Below are 18,131 nucleotides of genomic sequence, written 5' to 3'. Positions count from 1 at the left end.
ATGCCTTCCTGTTCTCCCCCTTGGTACTAATGGAAGCTCAACCTCTCCCCGCTATTGAAGAGACCATGGAAAATCTGCCGGTTCCCTGTCAGGTCTTCACCCTGGATGCCGGCGACGCGCTTATTTTCAGCAAGGCTAACAGCGCGGCCGATCGCTTATTGCGTATCACCCACGATAATCTCAAGGGCATGCGGCTGGAGCAGGCTTTTCCACAATTGGCTGACTCGGTTGTCCCCGAGCGCTATAAACATATTCTGGCAACGGGCAGCAATTGGGGCTATCACGGAGTATACTATGATGAATCAGGGAATTTCATCGGACTGTTCCATATACATGCCTTTCGCTTGACCGACAAAAAACTCGCCTGCTTTTTAACGCCGGATGCAGACACCGACACAGAAGTCATTATCCATAAAAGCCCGCTTACTTTAAGTAACCACTCTATCGATTATGGGTCTGCCGCAGAAAGGGAAAACCGATCCCCAAAGCCTGCAACCCAGGCAACAGGTGCTACTGAGTTCACACGTGACCGCGTGGCAGATACGGATATGGACAATATTTTGTTCACCGACCTCTTCACCATTGTTGAACTTGAGGCAATCCAGAAAGCTTTCTGTGATGTCACCGGTGTTGCTTCAATCATCACCATGCCCGATGGAACGCCAATCACCCGCCAGGAAAACTTCTGCACCTTCTGCCGCCAGGTAATTCGCTCCACTCAACAGGGCCTGGCCAATTGCATTTACTCCGACTCCATCATAGGCAAACCCAATCATCAGGGCCCTACCATCCGTCCCTGCCTAAGTGGTGGCCTGTGGGATGGCGGGGCCAGTATTATTGTAGGGGGCAAGCACGTCGCCAACTGGCTCATCGGACAGGTACGTCTTTCAAACTCTGTTGATGAAAATCGACTGCGGGAATACGCCAGGGAAATCGGTACCGATGAAAGCACCTTTATGGCAGCCTATCATGAAGTACCTATCATGAACTCCAAACAGTTTTACCGTACCTGCAATTCACTCTATCTTTTTGCCAACCTGTTGTCTGAGATGGCATATCAGAACCTGCGCCTTGCAAGGGCTAACGCTGCCCAGAAAGAGATTACCCTGGCTCTTCGCCACTCCAAGTCACGACTGCATCGCCTTTCCTCCAAACTGATACTCAGCCAGGAAGATGAACGAAAGAGGCTGGCCCTCGAACTCCATGATGGTATTGGCCAATCACTTACGGCGGTAAACTATTCCGTCCACGCTATTCTGGCTAATCTGCAAAAGCCTGAGGTGGACCTGCGTAACTGCATAGACACCTCCTCCCGAATTATAGCAAGCGCCATAGCAGAAGTACGCAAGATGCAGGTTGAATTACGCCCACGCATACTCGACGAACTTGGCGCCATTGCCGCCATTCAATGGCTTTGCCGTGAATATCTTGATGTTTACAAACAATTCACCATCGACCTGAATATCAATATTCAAGAAGAACTGATACCTGCACCACTCAAAGCGGTTCTATTCAGAATTGCCCAGGAGGCAATGAATAATGCTGCGAAATACAGTGAAGGGGACACCCTGTTCTTCTCACTGCTCAAAATTGACGATGAAATCCACCTTACAATCAGAGACAACGGGAAAGGGTTTGATCTTGAGAAAATCATTGAATCGGATGATTTCAATCGTGGGCTTGGCCTTGAAGGTATGAAAGAGCGGGCAGAGTTGTGCGATGGTACTTTGACAATCAACTCTGCAGCCGGCAAGGGGACCCGGGTGACAGCCTGTTGGCCGATATCTAACATTTCAAGACAGTAGCGGAGCGTTGGAAGACAGGGAAAATTGCGTCCTGTAATTCAGCCGAGGAGGCACTACGCTCACATCGATATTCCTGATCAAAACCAAAGAGATACAATTAGTAAAAGTAATTGAAGGGCTATCTATCTGTATTTACCGGGGTTTCCGAGGTCTATTCTGTCAACGGCACATTCGATCTGGTAGTTATAGTGAAATTGAACAGTGGTGAAGAACCGGTATCTCCTGTAACTGACGAGATGGGGTCTGTTGCCGGTATTGCCAGACCATGGTCGCATTTGATTGTTACAGTCGTGGCGATCTGAAATCAGTATATGCCATGAAAATGTAGCAGTTGCATTTTACGTTCATTAAAAAATAGCCGTTACAGAGGCTCTGCCCTGTCTTTCTCCATTCTTGACTGCAAGGATTGGACATGAACTGATGGAAACAAGTCGCTCAATGGTGCTGCCACCGAATATCTCAATAAAAGCCTGCTCAGTTCTTACACCGAGCACAATAAGATCCATGTGCCGTGCTTTGGCATAGTTTGCCAGACAATGCTCCGGGATATTGTAATCCATGCTGTTGATAACAGATATACCACGCAACTCAGCCCTTGAGGAAAATGCCTCCAGAGCCGCTGTGGCCTTTTCTTCAGCCTCTCTTGCAACACCATACCGTAATGAGCGCTCAGCCGGAATATTTACTGAATAGAGCCCATGAACCTGGCTGCCATAGCTTTCGGCAATATCGAATGCCCGTATTTCCCCAATGATACCTTGTTCAGATTCAGCCACATCCACAAGTATATTAGAAAACCTGATTTCCGAACCCTCCGGTATAACCAGGACGTCACAGCTACTGTTGGTGACTATTTCCGCCAGGATTCGCCCGAGTAACATTCTTTCAAACTGGAGTTTTCGTTTACCTCCCAATACAATAAGCGAAACAGACTCCTCCAGAGCTACCTCTAGAATCTCATCGCTGGGCTTTCCTTTCCGATGGACTGTCTTCAGACTCAAGCCTAGCGAATTCGCATAATCAAATGCCTCTTTCAAAATCTTCTGAAAAGGCTCATCAAATTTTTTCTGAGCATCCTCGATACAGAATCGATTCATATTTCCTTCATAATTAGGTGTCACGGCAACAATGACCACCCTGGCCCGAAGAGTTGAAGCAAGCACCAGCGTTTCTTTGAATACTGATCGGCTCGCCTCTGAATTATCAATGGCTGCAAGTATCGTTTTAGTGGAATGTTTCATGGTCTGATTTGCATGTTTAACAATCGGAATTTTAGCGGCCAATCCTTTTGGTCGCAACCTTCATAGCACCTGCGCCTCGCTTCCTGCCCTCCCCTTGACGGATTGGAATTTTCCCTGTTTCCGAATTTTTTTCAAACACGAAAGAAATAAGACCATCGAGAAACAGTTGCTGGACATAATAGAATACGCAAACAGTCAACAGGGGCAATATTGCATACAAACCGCCCGCTGACCAGCACTGCACAATCGCCTTTGAATTGGTGAAAAACAGCCAGTATAAGACTATGGCCAACAGGCCGTAACAAATCATTTTGACATATTCGCCGACTACCTTCTTATCCTCTATCTCCAGATCATCAATGTTCAGTGTGTTCCGTTTTTGCCTTCGAAGTACCCGCGCAGCCACCCCGCCATCACCACCGATACTGAAAACCGGTACCGAAGCTCCCTGTTCGGCATCATCAATTCGCACACCTTCATCAACTACCACAAAAGAAACTTTGCGGACCAGCAAACAGAGACGGTGAACAACCTTACGAATCCTGCCGGATTCTTTGACATGGCTGACGGTTATCCCAGTTGCGCAAGCCCTGCTGGTCAACTCTGTAAAACTTTTCTCCACGGCAGAGTTAAAACGCCTGATTCTCCGCCCTCCATCCCATAACCGCGGCATGGTATTGATATATGCCACCAAAACCGCACATTGCAGCCTCCCAGCGACCTCCAGGGCATAATTCATCAGTTTTTCGGACAAGTGACCATTCCGTGTCACAATCAGTATAACTGAAGAACGCTGTATGAGTCCCTGTTGAATATCCTCATACCCATTAAAACTAGAATCCGGCATCGGGTCCAATAGCTCCATCCTGTCGAGAAAGCTGTTGAAGGTTTATAATTATTGTTTATTGCCGCATTACACACTGCAGATTTCATGCCCGATGATGCAGTCCATTTATCTTGTTGAATCTACTGTAATTGATATATTCTCTTTCAAGGATGGATCAGAAACCGTTTCACATTGCAACAATCTTCAGAGAGCACTTTCCACATCCAGCAATAATTCTCTTGTCCAAACATCTCCCACTGCACTTCATATTTTTTGTTTTACTCATCAATGACCGGATATTCATTGGTTTTTAGCAAGATCCTCTCCTTACGCCAAGTTCATTTATCTCTCCATGGATTCCCATTATATGACTTCGAGACTGTTGCATATTGAAACAATCAGCCTGAAGCCTACCCCAAGCGACTCATCCCGCTAATATTAAGCACTTAATTTGACATTCGCCTTTTCTATCGTTGCATTTTGCAACATTAGCTCCAGGAAAGACAAACAACCTTATATTATTGTTTTTATTGCTTTTATTACAAATAGCGAGCCTGGCATCTAAGTTGCAAGCCATAGGTACAGAAAAGAAAGCAATCACTCTATCTGGACACAGAACAATACATAGCCGCAATACCACGGGGGTCAAGAGCACATGCAGGTATTGCCGATAACTTGAAAATACAAGCCAAAGGAGATGAACAGCAAATGAACCAAATCACTCAACCGCAAACTCAGCTCGCCGTAAATAGCGGCAAAGCCAACGTTTCCAAGGCTGAAAGAAAAGAGAGCAAAGTGGCAACCACCGTTGCTACTCAAACACCCTACAAACCGAAGAAGCCGGTTGGTCAAATGGTCCTCTTCGGGGCAATGTCTCTCTCTGCTTACCTGTTTCTCTTCTCCAACGAAGGTCTCGTCACCAAAACCTTCACTCTTGGCGGGTGGCACGCCGCATTTCCGGTAATGACAGCATTTGCTTTTTCATTTATCCACGGAGCATTTGCCAGCAACCTGCTGAGTGTTCTTGGACTTGAGGCGAAAAAATAACAGAAGGTCCACCAATAGCAGGAGCAACCAACCATGAAAAAAATCCTTTTTACACTTTTAACGGTACTCATATCGGCTTTCGTGATTCAAAACGCCTACGCAGCTGGACCACCACCGAAGAATGTAATGAAAGGTGTATTCGTTCAGGTCGATGGAAATGCAGGAACAGCAACAATCAAGCTTGATGGACACGATGACCTCAAGGTGCTTACCCTGGGCGAGGGAATGGAGATCGAAGACGTGGCGTTGGATAAGAAAGTACTGGTCAGCCTCGACACCCATGCGGGCCCCAACGTCATTAAAGATATTTCCGTCATGTTCATGGACATGACTGTGAATAAGATCGTAGCCTTTTTGCTGATCGGACTGATCGGCGGTCTTCTCTCTGGCTTTATCGGCTCCGGCGGAGCTTTTGTGCTGACCCCCGCCATGATGTCACTCGGAGCGCCTGGCGCAGTAGCCGTAGCCAGCAATATGTGCCACAAATTTCCCAAGGCCATGGTAGGTGCCTACAAACGCTGGAAGTACGGTCAGGCTGATATCAAGCTCGGACTGGTCATTGCCGTCAGCTCTATCGTAGGCGTACAGATCGGTATCAAGATTCAGAAATTCATCCTCAACAGCTGGGGAAATGCAGGTTCCAACCTCTACGTAAGCGTAGTCTTCGTCTGCGTTCTGGTTCTGGTAGGCGGCTATGTGTTTATCGATGCGTATAAACTTGCCAAAGGTAAGAGTGAAGCCACAACATCCGACCTGGCAATAAGACTTCAAAAAATTAACATCTGGCCCATGATGGAATTCAAGGTAGCCAAGCTGCGCATCTCTGCCTGGGTCACCATCCCCGTCGGCCTGTTCACCGGCATGTTGGCCGCCACCATCGCCGTCGGCGGATTTATAGGTGTTCCTGGCATGATCTACGTGGTCGGCGCTTCAGCCCTGGTTGCCAGTGCAACAGAACTTATCGTCGCTTTCATTATGGGAGCCTGGGGTTCCATACAGTGGGGTCTTTCGGGACTTATCGACATTCGTATGACTCTGCTTATCCTGGCAGGGTCTCTTATCGGCGTCCAGCTCGGCGCCCTTGGTACCACTTACGTAAAAGATTACATGATAAAGCTCGTCATGGCCGCCGTCATGTTAATCGTAGCGGTCTCCAGGGGAGCAAAGATTCCCGGTTATCTCGCTGACCTCAATCTGATCCCCCAGCTTCAGGAAAGCCTGGTAACAAATCTTAACAGTCTGAGCTTCTGGGCTCTCATGGCCGCTCTGGCTGTCGCTGGAATTATCATTTCTGTGGCCATGATCAAGGGAATGATTCAGGCACGTGCGGAAGAAAAAGCCCAACTATTGGAAGAAGCTGCCAACCCGAGCTGACGTCATGCCCAGTTGAACGATAAATTTCAGAAACTGGAACAACCGAAAACTCAGTGATTCGAGAGGAAAGAGCACCCGGTGCTCTTTCCTCTCGGCAGAGGAGAGAGCTCATGGAGTCAGGATTGCTTTTCTCAACTATGGTACTGGCCGTTGGAGCATTGCAACTCATAGACAGGGTAGTCCATTTCTTTAACAAAAGGTTCATGTCCGGGAGCAAAGCTTCATCAGTGAATGCAACACGTGATGACTGGTATATGTTTTTCAACCGCTCCGACCTGACAGGCAAACCAAAGACCAAACCGGTCAAGCCCAACAGGAAAAACTCGGCACCGAAAAGCAGGATCGTTGAAAAACGTCGCCCCAGCCGGATGCGTGCGGCGCTGTAAACGTTACCTTTCTGTTCAACCCTGCATCTAAGCTCTATCATAATCAATTAAAATTACTTTCCAGCTGATACTGGTATACTGCAGTACGAACTGTCAGTCGCCCCGGGGACTTCGGTCTACGGATTCAGACCCGACGCACGAAACCTGCAACAACAAGGAGTTCGAAGAGATCATGTTCTTTAAAAAGAAGAACAAATCAGAAGACCAACCGCAAATAGTGCAATCCGTCGAGGAATCTCCACTTACCTTATTACGTAACCGGGTCTCAGAGGCCGATTTGCCGCAGACAGCCCGGGATGCGGTCAGCAGGGAGCTTGAAAAACTCGAAAAATCAGATCCGGGCATCGCTGAATATTCCGTCGGCCTGAATTACATAGAACTTGCACTCGCCCTCCCCTGGAATTCCTCGACCATAGGCAACCTCGAACTCAGTCGAGCCCGCAAAGTTCTTGACAATCGACATTGCGGCCTCGACCAGGTCAAACAGAGAATTCTCGAATTCCTTGCCGCCAAGACCCTGAGGGAATCCATCAGCCAGACTATTCTGCTCGTTGATGATGAAGAAATTGCCAGGATCAACATGAATCATGTATTGAGCAAGGAAGGTTATACCTGCCTCTGTGCATCCAATGGTATCGAGGCATTGAAATTTCTCAGCGAGGAAAATGTCGATCTCATTGTCAGCGATCTGAAGATGGATAAGATGGACGGTCTCGAACTGCTGGCGGAAGTTAACCGATCCTACCCTGAAATACCGGTGATCATGGTTACCGGCTTCGCAACAGTAGATTCTGCAGTTAAGGCCCTGAAAAGCGGTGCCGCCCATTATCTCGGCAAACCGATCAACCTAAATGAGCTCAAAAAGACAGTTGCGGAGGTACTCAGCCAGAAGCACACCAGTGAGATCGGCAAAGGACCGATTCTCTGTTTTTCCGGCCCACCGGGAACTGGCAAGACCTCAGTAGGTCGCGCCATCGCAGAGGCATTACAGTTGCAGTTCGTCAGGACCTCCATGGCCGGCCTGCGCGATGAAGCGGAACTCCGTGGCCACCGGAGAACCTATGTCGGCGCCATGCCAGGGCGCATTATTACCGAGCTCAAGAGAACCGGTGTCAACAACCCGGTTTTCATGCTGGATGAAATTGACAAGATTGGCCAGGATTTCAGGGGGGACCCCGCCTCCGTCATGTTGGAAGTACTCGATCCCGAGCAAAACGTCCGTTTCATGGACCATTACCTGGATATCCCGTTCAACCTTTCCAGAATCATGTTCATAGCCACTGCCAACGATATCTCCCAGCTTCCCGGGCCGTTACTGGACCGCATGGAGATTGTCGAATTTTCCGGCTATACGGAAAAGGAAAAAGCCGAGATAGCCAGCCGGTTCATTATCCCGAGACAACTGAAAGCAGCAGGACTCGACAGGGAACCGATCACTTTCGAGCCCGATGCAATCAACAAAGTCATTGTCGAATACACCAAGGAGTCAGGGCTGCGTAACCTTGAAAGGGAGATATCCACCATTTGCAGGAAACTGGCCCTAACCAAACTCAGCACCCAAGAAGAGCAGTTGAACAAGGTTATCGATTGCGAGGCTGTTACCACTCTGCTTGGCCCCAGGAAATTTTTGCGGGACGAGGCCAGTCAATGGCTGCCAAAAGTCGGAATTACTACAGGCCTGGTATGGTCGGCAACCGGCGGAGAGATCATCAGCGTCGAAACAGCCGCCATGCAGGGCAGTGGCAACCTGATGCTGACCGGCTCCCTCGGCGAAGTACTGCAGGAATCGGCTAAAGCGGCGCTCAGCCTTATCAGGAGCAGATCTGCTGAATTCGGTATAGCCAATGACCACTTTTTCAAGGAAATAGACATCCACATTCATTTCCCTGCAGGTTCGATTTCTAAAGACGGACCATCTGCGGGTGTCACAATTTTCGCCGCTCTGCTATCGCTGCTGACCCGTAGACCTGCGCGCAGGGATATTGCAATGACCGGAGAAATGACCCTGAGTGGACGAGTTCTTCCGGTGAGCGGTATCAGGGAAAAACTCCTCGCCGCTCAGCGATCAGGAATTACAAGGGTTTTCCTGCCAAAAGCCAACAAGGAAGAGTATGATGCCTTGCCTGTTGATGTTACCGAAGGGGTGCAGGTGGAACTGATCGACGATATCGATGAAATCATCTCTCATGTCCTGATTCACCCGGAACACAATCAAGTTAAACAAGACAACAAAGAAGAGAGAACACCAGTGGAGAATACCGCTGATGCTCAGTCAGGGTTGTCCAGCCCGTAACGTTTGATCTTACGCCAAAGTGACACCCGATCGATCTTGAGGATTTTGGCAGCTTTCGATTTATTCCCTTCGACCTCGTCGAGAACTTCCAGAATATAATTTTTTTCGTGTTCCTCAAGGGAGGGCCAGCTATTTCCACTGTCCCGCAGCTGGCTGCTGCCCGTCGTGGGAAGATCACGGTCAAAAGCTGAACCGTTGATGAGATCGCCGTCACTATGCAGCAGCAACCGCTGGGAAATATTCTCCAGTTCACGGATATTCCCTGGATATTCGTAAGCAAGGAGCGTTTCAATCACCCGGGAAGACACTTTGGGAATCTCAGCGGAATTCGGCGAATGCTTTGCCAGAAAATGGTTCACCAGAAGAGGGATATCTTCTTTACGTTTCGCCAGCGGCGGCACCTGGATAGTCAGCACATCCAGTCGATAGAAGAGGTCGACTCTGAAAGTGCCCTCCTCCGACTCTTTTTTCAGGTCCTTGTTAGTGGCTGCCAAAATCCGCACATCCACTGAAATTTCCTTAGTGCCTCCGACCCGCATAAATGTGCGTTCCTGAAGAAATCTCAGCAGCTTGACCTGCATGGCAAGCGATAATTCACCCACCTCATCAAAAAAGACCGTTCCTCCATCGGCCATTTCCAGAAGCCCTCTTTTAACCTGCCCGGCCCCTGTAAAAGCCCCTTTTTCGTAGCCGAACAGCTCACTGGTTATCAGCTCCTCGGTAAAGGCACCACAATTGAAAGCCACAAATTTCTTATCAGCCCTGGCACTCAATTCGTGTATGACCCTGGCAACCAATTCCTTGCCGGTCCCGGTTTCCCCTTGAATCAACACATTACAGTCAAGCTGAGCAACCTGCTCGATGCTCTCCTTGAGCAACTGTGTCGTAGGACTGTGACCGATTATCTTGACCGTCCCGGCATGAGAAGCAACCTGTTTACGAAGTTTCGAAATTTCCGCCTTGAGCGCCCTTTTCTCGAGCGCTTTTTGAACAAGGGCGAAAAGTTCATCCATGTTCACCGGTTTGGCAAGATAATGGTAGGCGCCTTTTTGCATGGCTTCGACTGCCGTACTTATGGTTGCATAACCGGTAATTATAATGACCTCACAGTCGGGCCAACATTTTTTCACCGCTGAGAGTACAGCTATCCCGTCATGACCTTTCATGCGTAAATCGGTTAGGACGAGATCGAACTCCTGACTTTGCACGAGCTTGATCGCTTCCCCTCCGTCAGCAGCCGAAAATATTTCGTATTTGCTGTCCTTTTCCAGCATATAGACAACATTTTCGCGAGCTATTTCTTCGTCATCGACGACCAGTATTCTGGGTATCATCCTGTGCCCTTGCTATCCCTTTCACCGTCGGATCTCAGTGGCAGGGAAATAAGAAAAGTGGTGCCTTTTCCAGGTTCGCTATCAACCGAAATGTTCCCCTCATGCTTCTGGATAATTCCATATGTTATTGACAGCCCCAAGCCCGTTCCCTGCCCCTCCTCTTTGGTGGAGAAAAAAGGATCAAACAGGCGCCCCTGGATATCTGCAGGAATGCCGCAACCGGTATCGTGAACCGAAATGAGGACTGTATCCGAATCAGTAGACTCCCGAGCGGATATGGTAATCCGGCCTGCACCATTTATCGCATGGGAAGCGTTGATGATCAGGTTCAAAAAAACCTCCTGCATCCCCTGGAAGTCCATGGGCATATTCAAGGATGAAGGAATATCCACTACCACCTCAATAGACGAAGGTACTTGACTGTGAACCAGGTTGGCAGCACGATTGACAACTTCCTTCAGGTTGGCATATCTCAGCGCAAACTCCTTTTCCCTGGAGAATTCCAAAAGCCCCTGAACCACATCCCTGGCACGAGCTGTTTCCTTGTTGATATTGTTCAGCATCTTCAGGATGAAATCGCGTTCACCCGTCTCAAAGTCACTGATAGCGATCTGGCATGATGTTGATATGTTGTTCAGCGGGTTGTTGAGCTGGTGGGCTATGCCCGCACTCAAGGTACCGATGGATGAAAGCTTTTGAGATTGAACCAGCTGATCCTGTCGACGTTGCAACTCGGAGACCATGGTATTGAAGGCATCTATCATCTGCTCCATTTCATCCCGGGTATCCACAACTTCAATGGGACTGAATCTGCCGTGGGCGATATCCTCCGTAGCCTTCTTGATAATATTCAACGGTTTGAATACTTTAAGAAACATGATCAGGGGAACGATTATCCCCACCATAATCGCTATGGATGACCACACCACCAGGCGAAAAATCAGCTCTTCCAGAATGATCCTGATCTGCTTATGCTCAAACGCAACCAGCTCCTCTGAGAGTTCGTTCATTTTCTGCCCTTCAATACGAACGCCATCCGATAAAATGTTCGGTGCGTTCCCATCTGTACTCCGCGGAAGATTAGCAAGGATTTCCATCTGTTCTTTATATGCGAGCAGGGTATTTCGAAGCTCGGCAAGCAGAGGGCGAACCTTGAATTTCATCGCAAGCACATCAATTTCTGCCATCGTTTCAAGGGCAAGTTCTATCTGCTTCCGATTATTCTCAAGAGCACCCTCCGTTCGGTACAGGAGGAAATTTTTTTCATACCGCCGTACTTCAAGCACCATTGTGTCAAGTTTATATGCCAGCTCCAGGGTTTCCAGTTTCTCCTTTGCCGTAAGCAGATCATTCTGCGCGACAAAAAACATAACCAGAATGCCGATTATATAACTGGCCAGCACCACAATCATTTTAAATCGAATATCTAGAGCAGGCATAATTTTCTTGATGATCTCAGAGGATTCTCACTAGTCCGGATGACCCAATGTAACAGAGTGCAGGTTAAAACGATACCGTAAACTACCACAATTCTGGTTGATATTTCAGTTGAATACCATGAATCAAGCACTGGTATTCGCTGCATAGAAACCTGCCGCGAATATTTCTATTTCCTGTGCATGACTTGGAAAATTCCCGGATTTAAAGGAAGAAGGGAGAGGGGGGGGAGGGGGGAGGAACGATAAAAGACGGGAAGTTCTTTATAAAAAGAATTTCCCGTTGTTTCAGATGTTACGTTGCATTTTTTCGACTAAATGCTCAGGTCTTCAGAGGTCATGTCTATGGTGATCATAAAACCTGTAGTTCCTTTGAATTCGAAAGCTTTGTCACCGACTTTCCAGGTTTCAATTTCATTGGGCATCATTTTGAAACCGCTATTTCTTGGCGCCCCAAAATACGCAATATTAGTCAACATGGCAGAATGATCTTCCATTCCCTGCCAACTATTCAGGATGATGTGAGCATTCTCACCGCCAGCGAGCTTTGCCTCTGCACGCTGCTCCGATGCCACCCATTCTACAGTAGTATCAGCCATTACCTCGAATGATTGCCATTTCACAGGGAAAACGTTCCCAAGAATGACTTTTATCGCCTCTTTCTGGTCATCTGTAGTTCCTATCTGAAAAGTGAGTATTGCCCAATCGGTCTCACCGTCTTTCCAGGTCTCACCAAGATCACCAGCAACCCAGAATTTTACGCCGGCAAGATCAGTCTCACCATAGTGGCCCTTGTTGACCTTATAAGCCATATTAAATTTGCAGAAGTGTTTTGCACCATCTTCGGTTTGATGCAACGCTGGCTCGGTGTTGAAATAACATTGGCAGAACATCGGGCAACTGCACGCCTCAATAACTGTGCCGTTAAAATGCCATTTTTCAGCCTCAGCACCTGATGACTGTAAGGGCCCTAGAAGAATAAATGCTGCGGCTAATATGCCGATAAACAAGGAATAATTTTTTGATTTCATTGTGCGATCCTCCTCGTTTGGAATTCTTGTTATCCGAACGTCTATACGGAGGACCCAATGAGATGTTTGGTCTGATCCAGATCACTGCTCACTGCATACAAGTTCAAGCACCCTTGACGCTCCTCACAAGTAAAGACGTCTGGGACGTAAATGAAAAATATGGATTGTGCGTGGTATGTCAAATCAATCTGGAAAGCGTGAACTATATAGTTCAGTAGTAATTACAAAACATTACAACTATTCAGTGAACTTCATAGAAAGTTACCTGTAACGTTAGACTGTAAACGAAAACAGATCGGACCATCAGAGTCAATGGCAAGACAGTGAAGCTGAGCTAAATATCAATTTCATAATTGTCGATTATGTAAGCCATAATCTCATCCATCTTCTTTTCAGAAATGATTTGTAAAAAAACATGTGAATCAAGATAGGCCAAAAGGAAATTGACAGAGTAGTTTAAGGTATCATCAGGTTCAATTTCAAAGTCTTTAATCCTTTCCTCTATAGCATATGCTGTGACTTCCTCACCAAGGACGGCATCAGTTACCCCTCTGTTTTTCAGGCAAAGCCAAGGTCCATATTGGTAAACATTCTCTAAGCTATCCCTTGAAAGATCAGGATCTCGAGTCACTACCATCTCAACTGCCATATTTAACGAGTCCATTACTTCCTTGGCCCAATCTTTATTTTTCTTTGGCGGTTTCATAATGTCTTTGAGCAAAGCGTGAAGTTGATCAGAGGATTTCAGCGAGTCCGCGTTGAGAGATCGTATATTCCCTTAACATGCTTCAGATACGTGAACTCAACTTCAGATGACCAATTATGATTGAGATAGATATTTCTCCTTTTTTAAGTAGAGACACCGTAACTGCAAAAATACGCAAATTGAACATATTATGAATGAACACTGCAATGCTCCTCCACGACTTTGAAAGGAACATGCCCCAACATAACAAAGTATTACCGTAGCAAGACTGGGCCAAATAGTTGCAATTGTCAATACATATATTACCTATATAAGGGATATAAAGTTAAATAATCAAGAATATCATGTAATTGATGGAAACCGTACAAACTCTCATCAATATTCCAATAACGCTATTCGATATAATCAGAGGATATCCCCTCTCTCTCCTTACACCTAACTCCTCACTGCTGAAATAAACTCATTGACACAACCCTGATTCCGCAGCACAATAGCCTCTCTCTCCCCACACATTCATAAGGATTTTCAATGCGGTACCTTACCTACGTTTCACTGGTTTTCACAATGCTGCTCTGGGGCGGCACTTTCATTGCCGGGCGCTCCCTCGCCGGTTCAGTAAGCCCTGCTGCGGCAGCATTTTTTCGCTTTACCATTGCCACTATCGCACTGGCTGTTCTGGTTAGATTAATTGATGGGCGGATCATTATTCCCCCACGTAACCTCTGGTTCAGACTGCTGCTTTTGGGGGCAACCGGCATCTTCAGTTACAACATCTGCTTTTTTACCGGCCTGCAATACCTTGAAGCTGGTCGGGCTTCATTGATTATCGCCCTGAATCCGCTCGCCATAGTTCTTGGTGCCACCCTTATTTTAGGAGAATTGCTCACTTTTAAGCAGGTTTGCGGGATTCTTATTTCGCTTGTCGGGGCTTTTCTGGTTATCACAAATGGGCATCCCGGCATGGTGCTTGAGGGGGGATTCGGAACTGGTGAGTTGGCTATTCTCGGTTGTGTCGCAAGCTGGGCCGCCTATTCAATAATCGGCAGAACTGTCCTCAGCTCTCTTACCCCGCTTTCAGCAGTCTTCTATTCTTCGCTCTGCGGGACTTTATTGCTTCTCCCTTATGCACTTGCAGATGGTTCGGTTCTGAAGGCGTTTTCCTACTCTTCCAGTGACTGGTTGAGCCTTGGCTTCTTGGGCCTACTTGGCACGGCTGTGGGTTTTTCCCTTTACTACCGGGCAATTCAGGCTATTGGAGCCAGCAGGGCAAGTGTGTTCATCAACCTTGTTCCCTTTTTCGCCATCATTCTTTCCTGGTTTTTCCTGGATGAGTCAATCGGTCTTGCCGCCCTTTCTGGTGGACTGCTGCTGCTTGCCGGAGTAACCTTGACCAACCGAGGTGCAGCTGTAAAGGTGAATAAGACACAATGATTGACGATAAGACAAATTCTCCGGGCCAAGTCATGCCTTTCGACTATCAGGCCTTGCTTGAGCTTACCGAGACGAAAATGCCATTTGGCAAATATAGCGGCAGACTATTGATAGATCTGCCCGAGCGATATGTGGTCTGGTTTGCCGGTGAAGGATTCCCGCCGGGAAAACTTGGCGTAATGTTGCAGACTGTTTATGAAATTAAAGTCAACGGGCTGGAATATTTATTTGACCCCATAAGAAAGACGCCCAGGAAGAAGGTGTAAGCGCAATCAGACCAACTTTTATCCCATAATCAGCTATGGACAAGGAACCCGTATGACTATTGACACACCGGAGAAGGACAGCTTTTTGCAGGAATTGCATCGCACTTCAGGTGGGGAAGCCAGGACACATGTCTCGATGTATAAGCTGGGTGAGAGTTTGGGACTGACACGATCTGAAGCATCAGCCTTGAGCGAAGACCTCATTATTGACGGCTATGTGGAGTTACAAACACTTTCCGGTGCTATATCCATAACCCAGGAAGGCCTGGCCGCTATTGGAATTACTGCTGAAGTTTCACCACCCCAGGACTTTCCGCAAATAAGCGGAGAAGAGATCATCACCGACAACGACAGCCAGCTGCTGAACCGTGTTATAGACAAAGTACGACACTGTACATTCAGCACCGATACCGATCTGGCTCAACTTGAAGAGTTACTGATCGATCTGAAAACACTCGAGATCCAACTCCTGTCCAGCAGACCCAAAACAACCATTGTCCACGCTATACTAACCTCTATAAAAGAGGAAATTAGGCAACATGCTGCCAGTGACGCCCTCTCAAACCTCGAAGCCGAGCTGGAGAGTCTGGTCAACCTTAATAATTAGCGTGTCGGCAGAACCACACGAGATATTCGGCTTACAACGGAGAGGAGTTCTTCAGCCGATGAATTATTACGAAAGCAAGCGCCGCCAGTTCATTGCGGCTCAATTCTGATTCCAGCTTCTGTAATCGGGCCTGTATGCGTTCCGAAGACCCGGGGTCTTCCTCCGCTAGCCTGAGGGCTTCTGCCATCTGCTGTTCGTTGATACAATGTACTGACTTGCCGCCCAAAAGCGGGATCGGGTCATGAACCACAGCTCACTCCTTTTTTATTCAGGGTAGGGAAACCAGCCAACTCAAAACTCGCACCGCAGCCACACGACGAGCTATTTGAACCGTTGGTGAAGCGGAAGCCGGCGGAAATCAGATCGTCAGAATAGTCGATATCGAGTCCGTCCAGAAATAGGGTTGACTCCTGGTCCGACACCACAACGATACCGGCTTCGTTTTGCACCACCGATTCCCCCTGCCGCTTTTCTGTGTCTATCTCTGCGTCGTAGGTCATACCGGCACAACCACCCCGTTTCACAATTATACGTACAAACCGGTCACTTCCCTGCAGCTCTTTTACCAGCATCCCTTTGGCCTTTTCACTGAATGTTATCATCTCCAGTCTCACCTTCATCAGATTGTAAGCAGATAAGAATTTGTTGTACTCATTCATAGTACATCGTTCTTCCGCCCCAGACACTATAGGGTCGTTCGACAAAAGATGAAGAGTAAATTTATTTTCATATACACATTACGAAAAAAGAATACCGTTAATCGATTGCTCGAATGGACTTACATGGAATGATACCCCCGCTACGGGAGCAAAAGTCACTGACTATATCAGGATTATCGACAAAAAAAGGCCCGTCGGATAATCCGACGGGCCTTCATATGCAGTGGCTCAAACTACAGCTTTAACTCTTACCAACCAAGGGTCAGATAATCGTGCATGGAGTTGGCGGCAGCACGACCTGCGCCCATGGCCAGGATAACGGTTGCAGCACCGGTCACAATATCACCACCAGCCCAGACACCTCTCATGGTAGTCTTGCCGTTGGCCTCGTCCGCATCGATGTTGCCCCATCTGTTCAGCTTGATATCAGGAGTTTCCGCAGTGAGCAGCGGGTTCGCACCGGAACCTACAGCCACGATACAGAGATCGGTTTCCAGGTGGAACTCGGAACCCTCGATGGCTACCGGGCGGCGACGTCCGGAAGCATCCGGCTCGCCAAGTTCCATCTTCAGGCATTCCATACCGGTCAGACGACCATTCTCGTCACCAATGTATTTAGTGGGGTTGGTGAGCAGAAACAGCTCTATACCCTCTTCTTCCGCATGATGAATCTCCGCGGCACGGGCAGGCATCTCTTCGCGGGAGCGGCGGTAAACGACACGAACCTTCTCCGCACCGAGACGCATTGCGGTACGGGCCGCATCCATGGCCACATTACCTGCACCAAGTACGGTGACGTTTTTGCCCTTTGGAATTGGAGTATCCACTTTCGGGTACTCATAGGCCTTCATAAGATTGGCCCGGGTCAGGTATTCGTTGGCTGAGAGGATGCCGACCAGGTTCTCACCAGGGATGTTCATAAAACGTGGCAGACCTGCGCCAACGCCAATGTAGACGGCATCGAAACCTTCATCCAGGAGTTCCTGAATGGAAACAGTCTTGCCTACCACGGCATTACACTCGACTTTTACGCCAAGACGCTCCAGAAAATTGACCTCCTGAGCCACGATAGCCTTGGGTAGACGGAACTCCGGGATTCCGTAGACCAGAACGCCGCCCGGCTTGTGAAAAGCTTCAAAAATGGTGACGTCATGACCTTTGACAATGAGGTCGCCGGCAACGGTAAGACCGGAAGGACCGGAACCAACCACGGCAACTTTCTTGCCGGTAGGCTCAGCTTTTGGTGGCAACTCGCCGGTACCGTTTTCACGCTCGTAGTCGGCGCAAAAACGCTCAAGGTTACCAATAGCCACCGGCTCGCCTTTCCTGCCAACGATACATAAACCTTCACACTGGGACTCCTGCGGGCAGACACGGCCACAGACCGCAGGCAGGGCATTTTTGCTCCAGAGATTACGAATAGCGCCAGTCATATCACCCTGACTCAACAGATCGATGAAACCTGGAATATCAACACCTACCGGGCAGCCCTGAACACAGGCCGGCTTTTTACACTGCAGGCAGCGGGCAGCTTCTTCCTGGGCCATTTTCACAGTATAGCCGGTGGGTACTTCAAGAAAATTGCGCGCCCTTACCTTCGGCTCCTGCTCAGGCATGGCAATTCTTGGATTTTTGGTATTCTTCGCAGCTTTCTCAGCCATTGTTTCCTCCATATATAGAAACGATCAG

The 18,131-nt window shown here is 48.1% G+C and carries 18 protein-coding genes; 9 read left to right on the top strand and 9 right to left on the bottom strand.

Translation table 11 applies throughout. The annotated features are described in order from the left end of the window. Positions 1-29 precede the first annotated feature (29 nt). Both ACN5NT_RS17800 and ACN5NT_RS17795 read left to right on the top strand, forming a co-directional pair. Positions 30-1,805 carry a PocR ligand-binding domain-containing protein gene (locus tag ACN5NT_RS17800; protein WP_419176325.1) on the top strand — a complete coding sequence of 592 codons (1,776 nt, stop codon included), beginning with the start codon at positions 30-32 and terminating at the stop codon, positions 1,803-1,805. A 110-nt stretch (positions 1,806-1,915) separates the two neighbouring features. Then, a complete protein-coding gene (locus ACN5NT_RS17795; protein ID WP_419176324.1) occupies positions 1,916-2,107 on the top strand; it encodes a hypothetical protein in 192 nt (63 codons plus the stop codon). Between the two features lie 45 nt (positions 2,108-2,152). Here the strand turns inward: ACN5NT_RS17795 and ACN5NT_RS17790 are convergent, their stop codons facing one another. Both ACN5NT_RS17790 and ACN5NT_RS17785 read right to left on the bottom strand, forming a co-directional pair. Next, entirely contained in the window at positions 2,153-3,046 is an 894-nt protein-coding gene (locus ACN5NT_RS17790) for a universal stress protein (RefSeq protein ID WP_419176323.1), read from the bottom strand. A gap of 31 nt (positions 3,047-3,077) precedes the next feature. Further along, positions 3,078-3,800, bottom strand: coding sequence for a hypothetical protein (locus ACN5NT_RS17785; protein WP_419176322.1), 723 nt, complete (start codon positions 3,798-3,800; stop codon positions 3,078-3,080). Between the two features lie 780 nt (positions 3,801-4,580). Between ACN5NT_RS17785 and ACN5NT_RS17780 the strand changes: the two genes are divergently transcribed. The 4 genes from ACN5NT_RS17780 (at position 4,581) to lon (ending at position 8,972) form a co-directional block, all read left to right on the top strand. Beyond that, positions 4,581-4,919 (top strand): hypothetical protein, encoded by a 339-nt coding sequence (locus tag ACN5NT_RS17780; RefSeq protein ID WP_136799833.1) that lies wholly within the window; start codon positions 4,581-4,583, stop codon positions 4,917-4,919. A gap of 315 nt (positions 4,920-5,234) precedes the next feature. Next, positions 5,235-6,293 (top strand): sulfite exporter TauE/SafE family protein, encoded by a 1,059-nt coding sequence (locus tag ACN5NT_RS17775; protein ID WP_136799846.1) that lies wholly within the window; start codon positions 5,235-5,237, stop codon positions 6,291-6,293. Positions 6,294-6,403: 110 nt separating this feature from the next. Then, the gene (locus tag ACN5NT_RS17770; protein ID WP_136799832.1) at positions 6,404-6,679 is read left to right on the top strand and encodes a hypothetical protein; all 276 of its coding nucleotides are present in this window, start codon (positions 6,404-6,406) and stop codon (positions 6,677-6,679) included. 172 nt (positions 6,680-6,851) lie between these two features. Continuing rightward, positions 6,852-8,972 carry an endopeptidase La gene (lon, locus tag ACN5NT_RS17765; RefSeq protein WP_419176321.1) on the top strand — a complete coding sequence of 707 codons (2,121 nt, stop codon included), beginning with the start codon at positions 6,852-6,854 and terminating at the stop codon, positions 8,970-8,972. Here the strand turns inward: lon and ACN5NT_RS17760 are convergent. The 4 genes from ACN5NT_RS17760 to ACN5NT_RS17745 form a co-directional block, all read right to left on the bottom strand. After that, positions 8,948-10,306, bottom strand: a complete 1,359-nt coding sequence (locus tag ACN5NT_RS17760; RefSeq protein ID WP_419176320.1) for a sigma-54-dependent transcriptional regulator — start codon at positions 10,304-10,306, stop codon at positions 8,948-8,950. The two genes, lon and ACN5NT_RS17760, sit on opposite strands and share 25 nt — an antisense overlap. Next, a complete protein-coding gene (locus ACN5NT_RS17755) occupies positions 10,303-11,745 on the bottom strand; it encodes a sensor histidine kinase (RefSeq protein ID WP_419176319.1) in 1,443 nt (480 codons plus the stop codon). The genes ACN5NT_RS17760 and ACN5NT_RS17755 overlap by 4 nt, the downstream gene beginning before the upstream one ends. A gap of 311 nt (positions 11,746-12,056) precedes the next feature. After that, complete coding sequence (locus ACN5NT_RS17750; RefSeq protein ID WP_419176318.1) at positions 12,057-12,773, bottom strand: DUF1326 domain-containing protein; 717 nt, start codon at positions 12,771-12,773, stop codon at positions 12,057-12,059. 334 nt (positions 12,774-13,107) lie between these two features. Then, positions 13,108-13,479 (bottom strand): hypothetical protein, encoded by a 372-nt coding sequence (locus tag ACN5NT_RS17745; RefSeq protein WP_136799827.1) that lies wholly within the window; start codon positions 13,477-13,479, stop codon positions 13,108-13,110. Positions 13,480-14,007: 528 nt separating this feature from the next. On the opposite strand from ACN5NT_RS17745, the gene ACN5NT_RS17740 reads away from it, so the two are divergent. The 3 genes from ACN5NT_RS17740 to ACN5NT_RS17730 are packed head-to-tail and all read left to right on the top strand — an operon-like array spanning position 14,008 to position 15,783. Beyond that, a complete protein-coding gene (locus tag ACN5NT_RS17740; protein ID WP_419176317.1) occupies positions 14,008-14,910 on the top strand; it encodes a DMT family transporter in 903 nt (300 codons plus the stop codon). After that, a complete protein-coding gene (locus ACN5NT_RS17735; RefSeq protein ID WP_419176316.1) occupies positions 14,907-15,176 on the top strand; it encodes a DUF3820 family protein in 270 nt (89 codons plus the stop codon). The genes ACN5NT_RS17740 and ACN5NT_RS17735 overlap by 4 nt, the downstream gene beginning before the upstream one ends. A 52-nt stretch (positions 15,177-15,228) precedes the next feature. After that, positions 15,229-15,783, top strand: coding sequence for a hypothetical protein (locus tag ACN5NT_RS17730; protein ID WP_419176315.1), 555 nt, complete (start codon positions 15,229-15,231; stop codon positions 15,781-15,783). A gap of 31 nt (positions 15,784-15,814) precedes the next feature. Here the strand turns inward: ACN5NT_RS17730 and ACN5NT_RS17725 are convergent, their stop codons facing one another. From ACN5NT_RS17725 to gltA, 3 genes are all read right to left on the bottom strand, one after another. Then, complete coding sequence (locus ACN5NT_RS17725) at positions 15,815-16,033, bottom strand: hypothetical protein (protein ID WP_419176314.1); 219 nt, start codon at positions 16,031-16,033, stop codon at positions 15,815-15,817. Then, entirely contained in the window at positions 16,023-16,385 is a 363-nt protein-coding gene (locus ACN5NT_RS17720; RefSeq protein ID WP_419176313.1) for a HesB/IscA family protein, read from the bottom strand. Before ACN5NT_RS17720 ends, ACN5NT_RS17725 begins: the two co-directional genes overlap by 11 nt. 305 nt (positions 16,386-16,690) lie before the next feature. Further along, complete coding sequence (gltA, locus tag ACN5NT_RS17715; RefSeq protein WP_136799062.1) at positions 16,691-18,103, bottom strand: NADPH-dependent glutamate synthase; 1,413 nt, start codon at positions 18,101-18,103, stop codon at positions 16,691-16,693. Positions 18,104-18,131 lie beyond the last annotated feature (28 nt).

The organism is Desulfosediminicola sp., from assembly GCF_048381775.1.
GTDB lineage: Bacteria > Desulfobacterota > Desulfobulbia > Desulfobulbales > Desulfocapsaceae > Desulfopila > Desulfopila ganghwensis.
The sequence above is the reverse complement of the archived record's forward strand: the minus strand, read 5'-3'. Positions and strand labels throughout refer to the sequence as shown.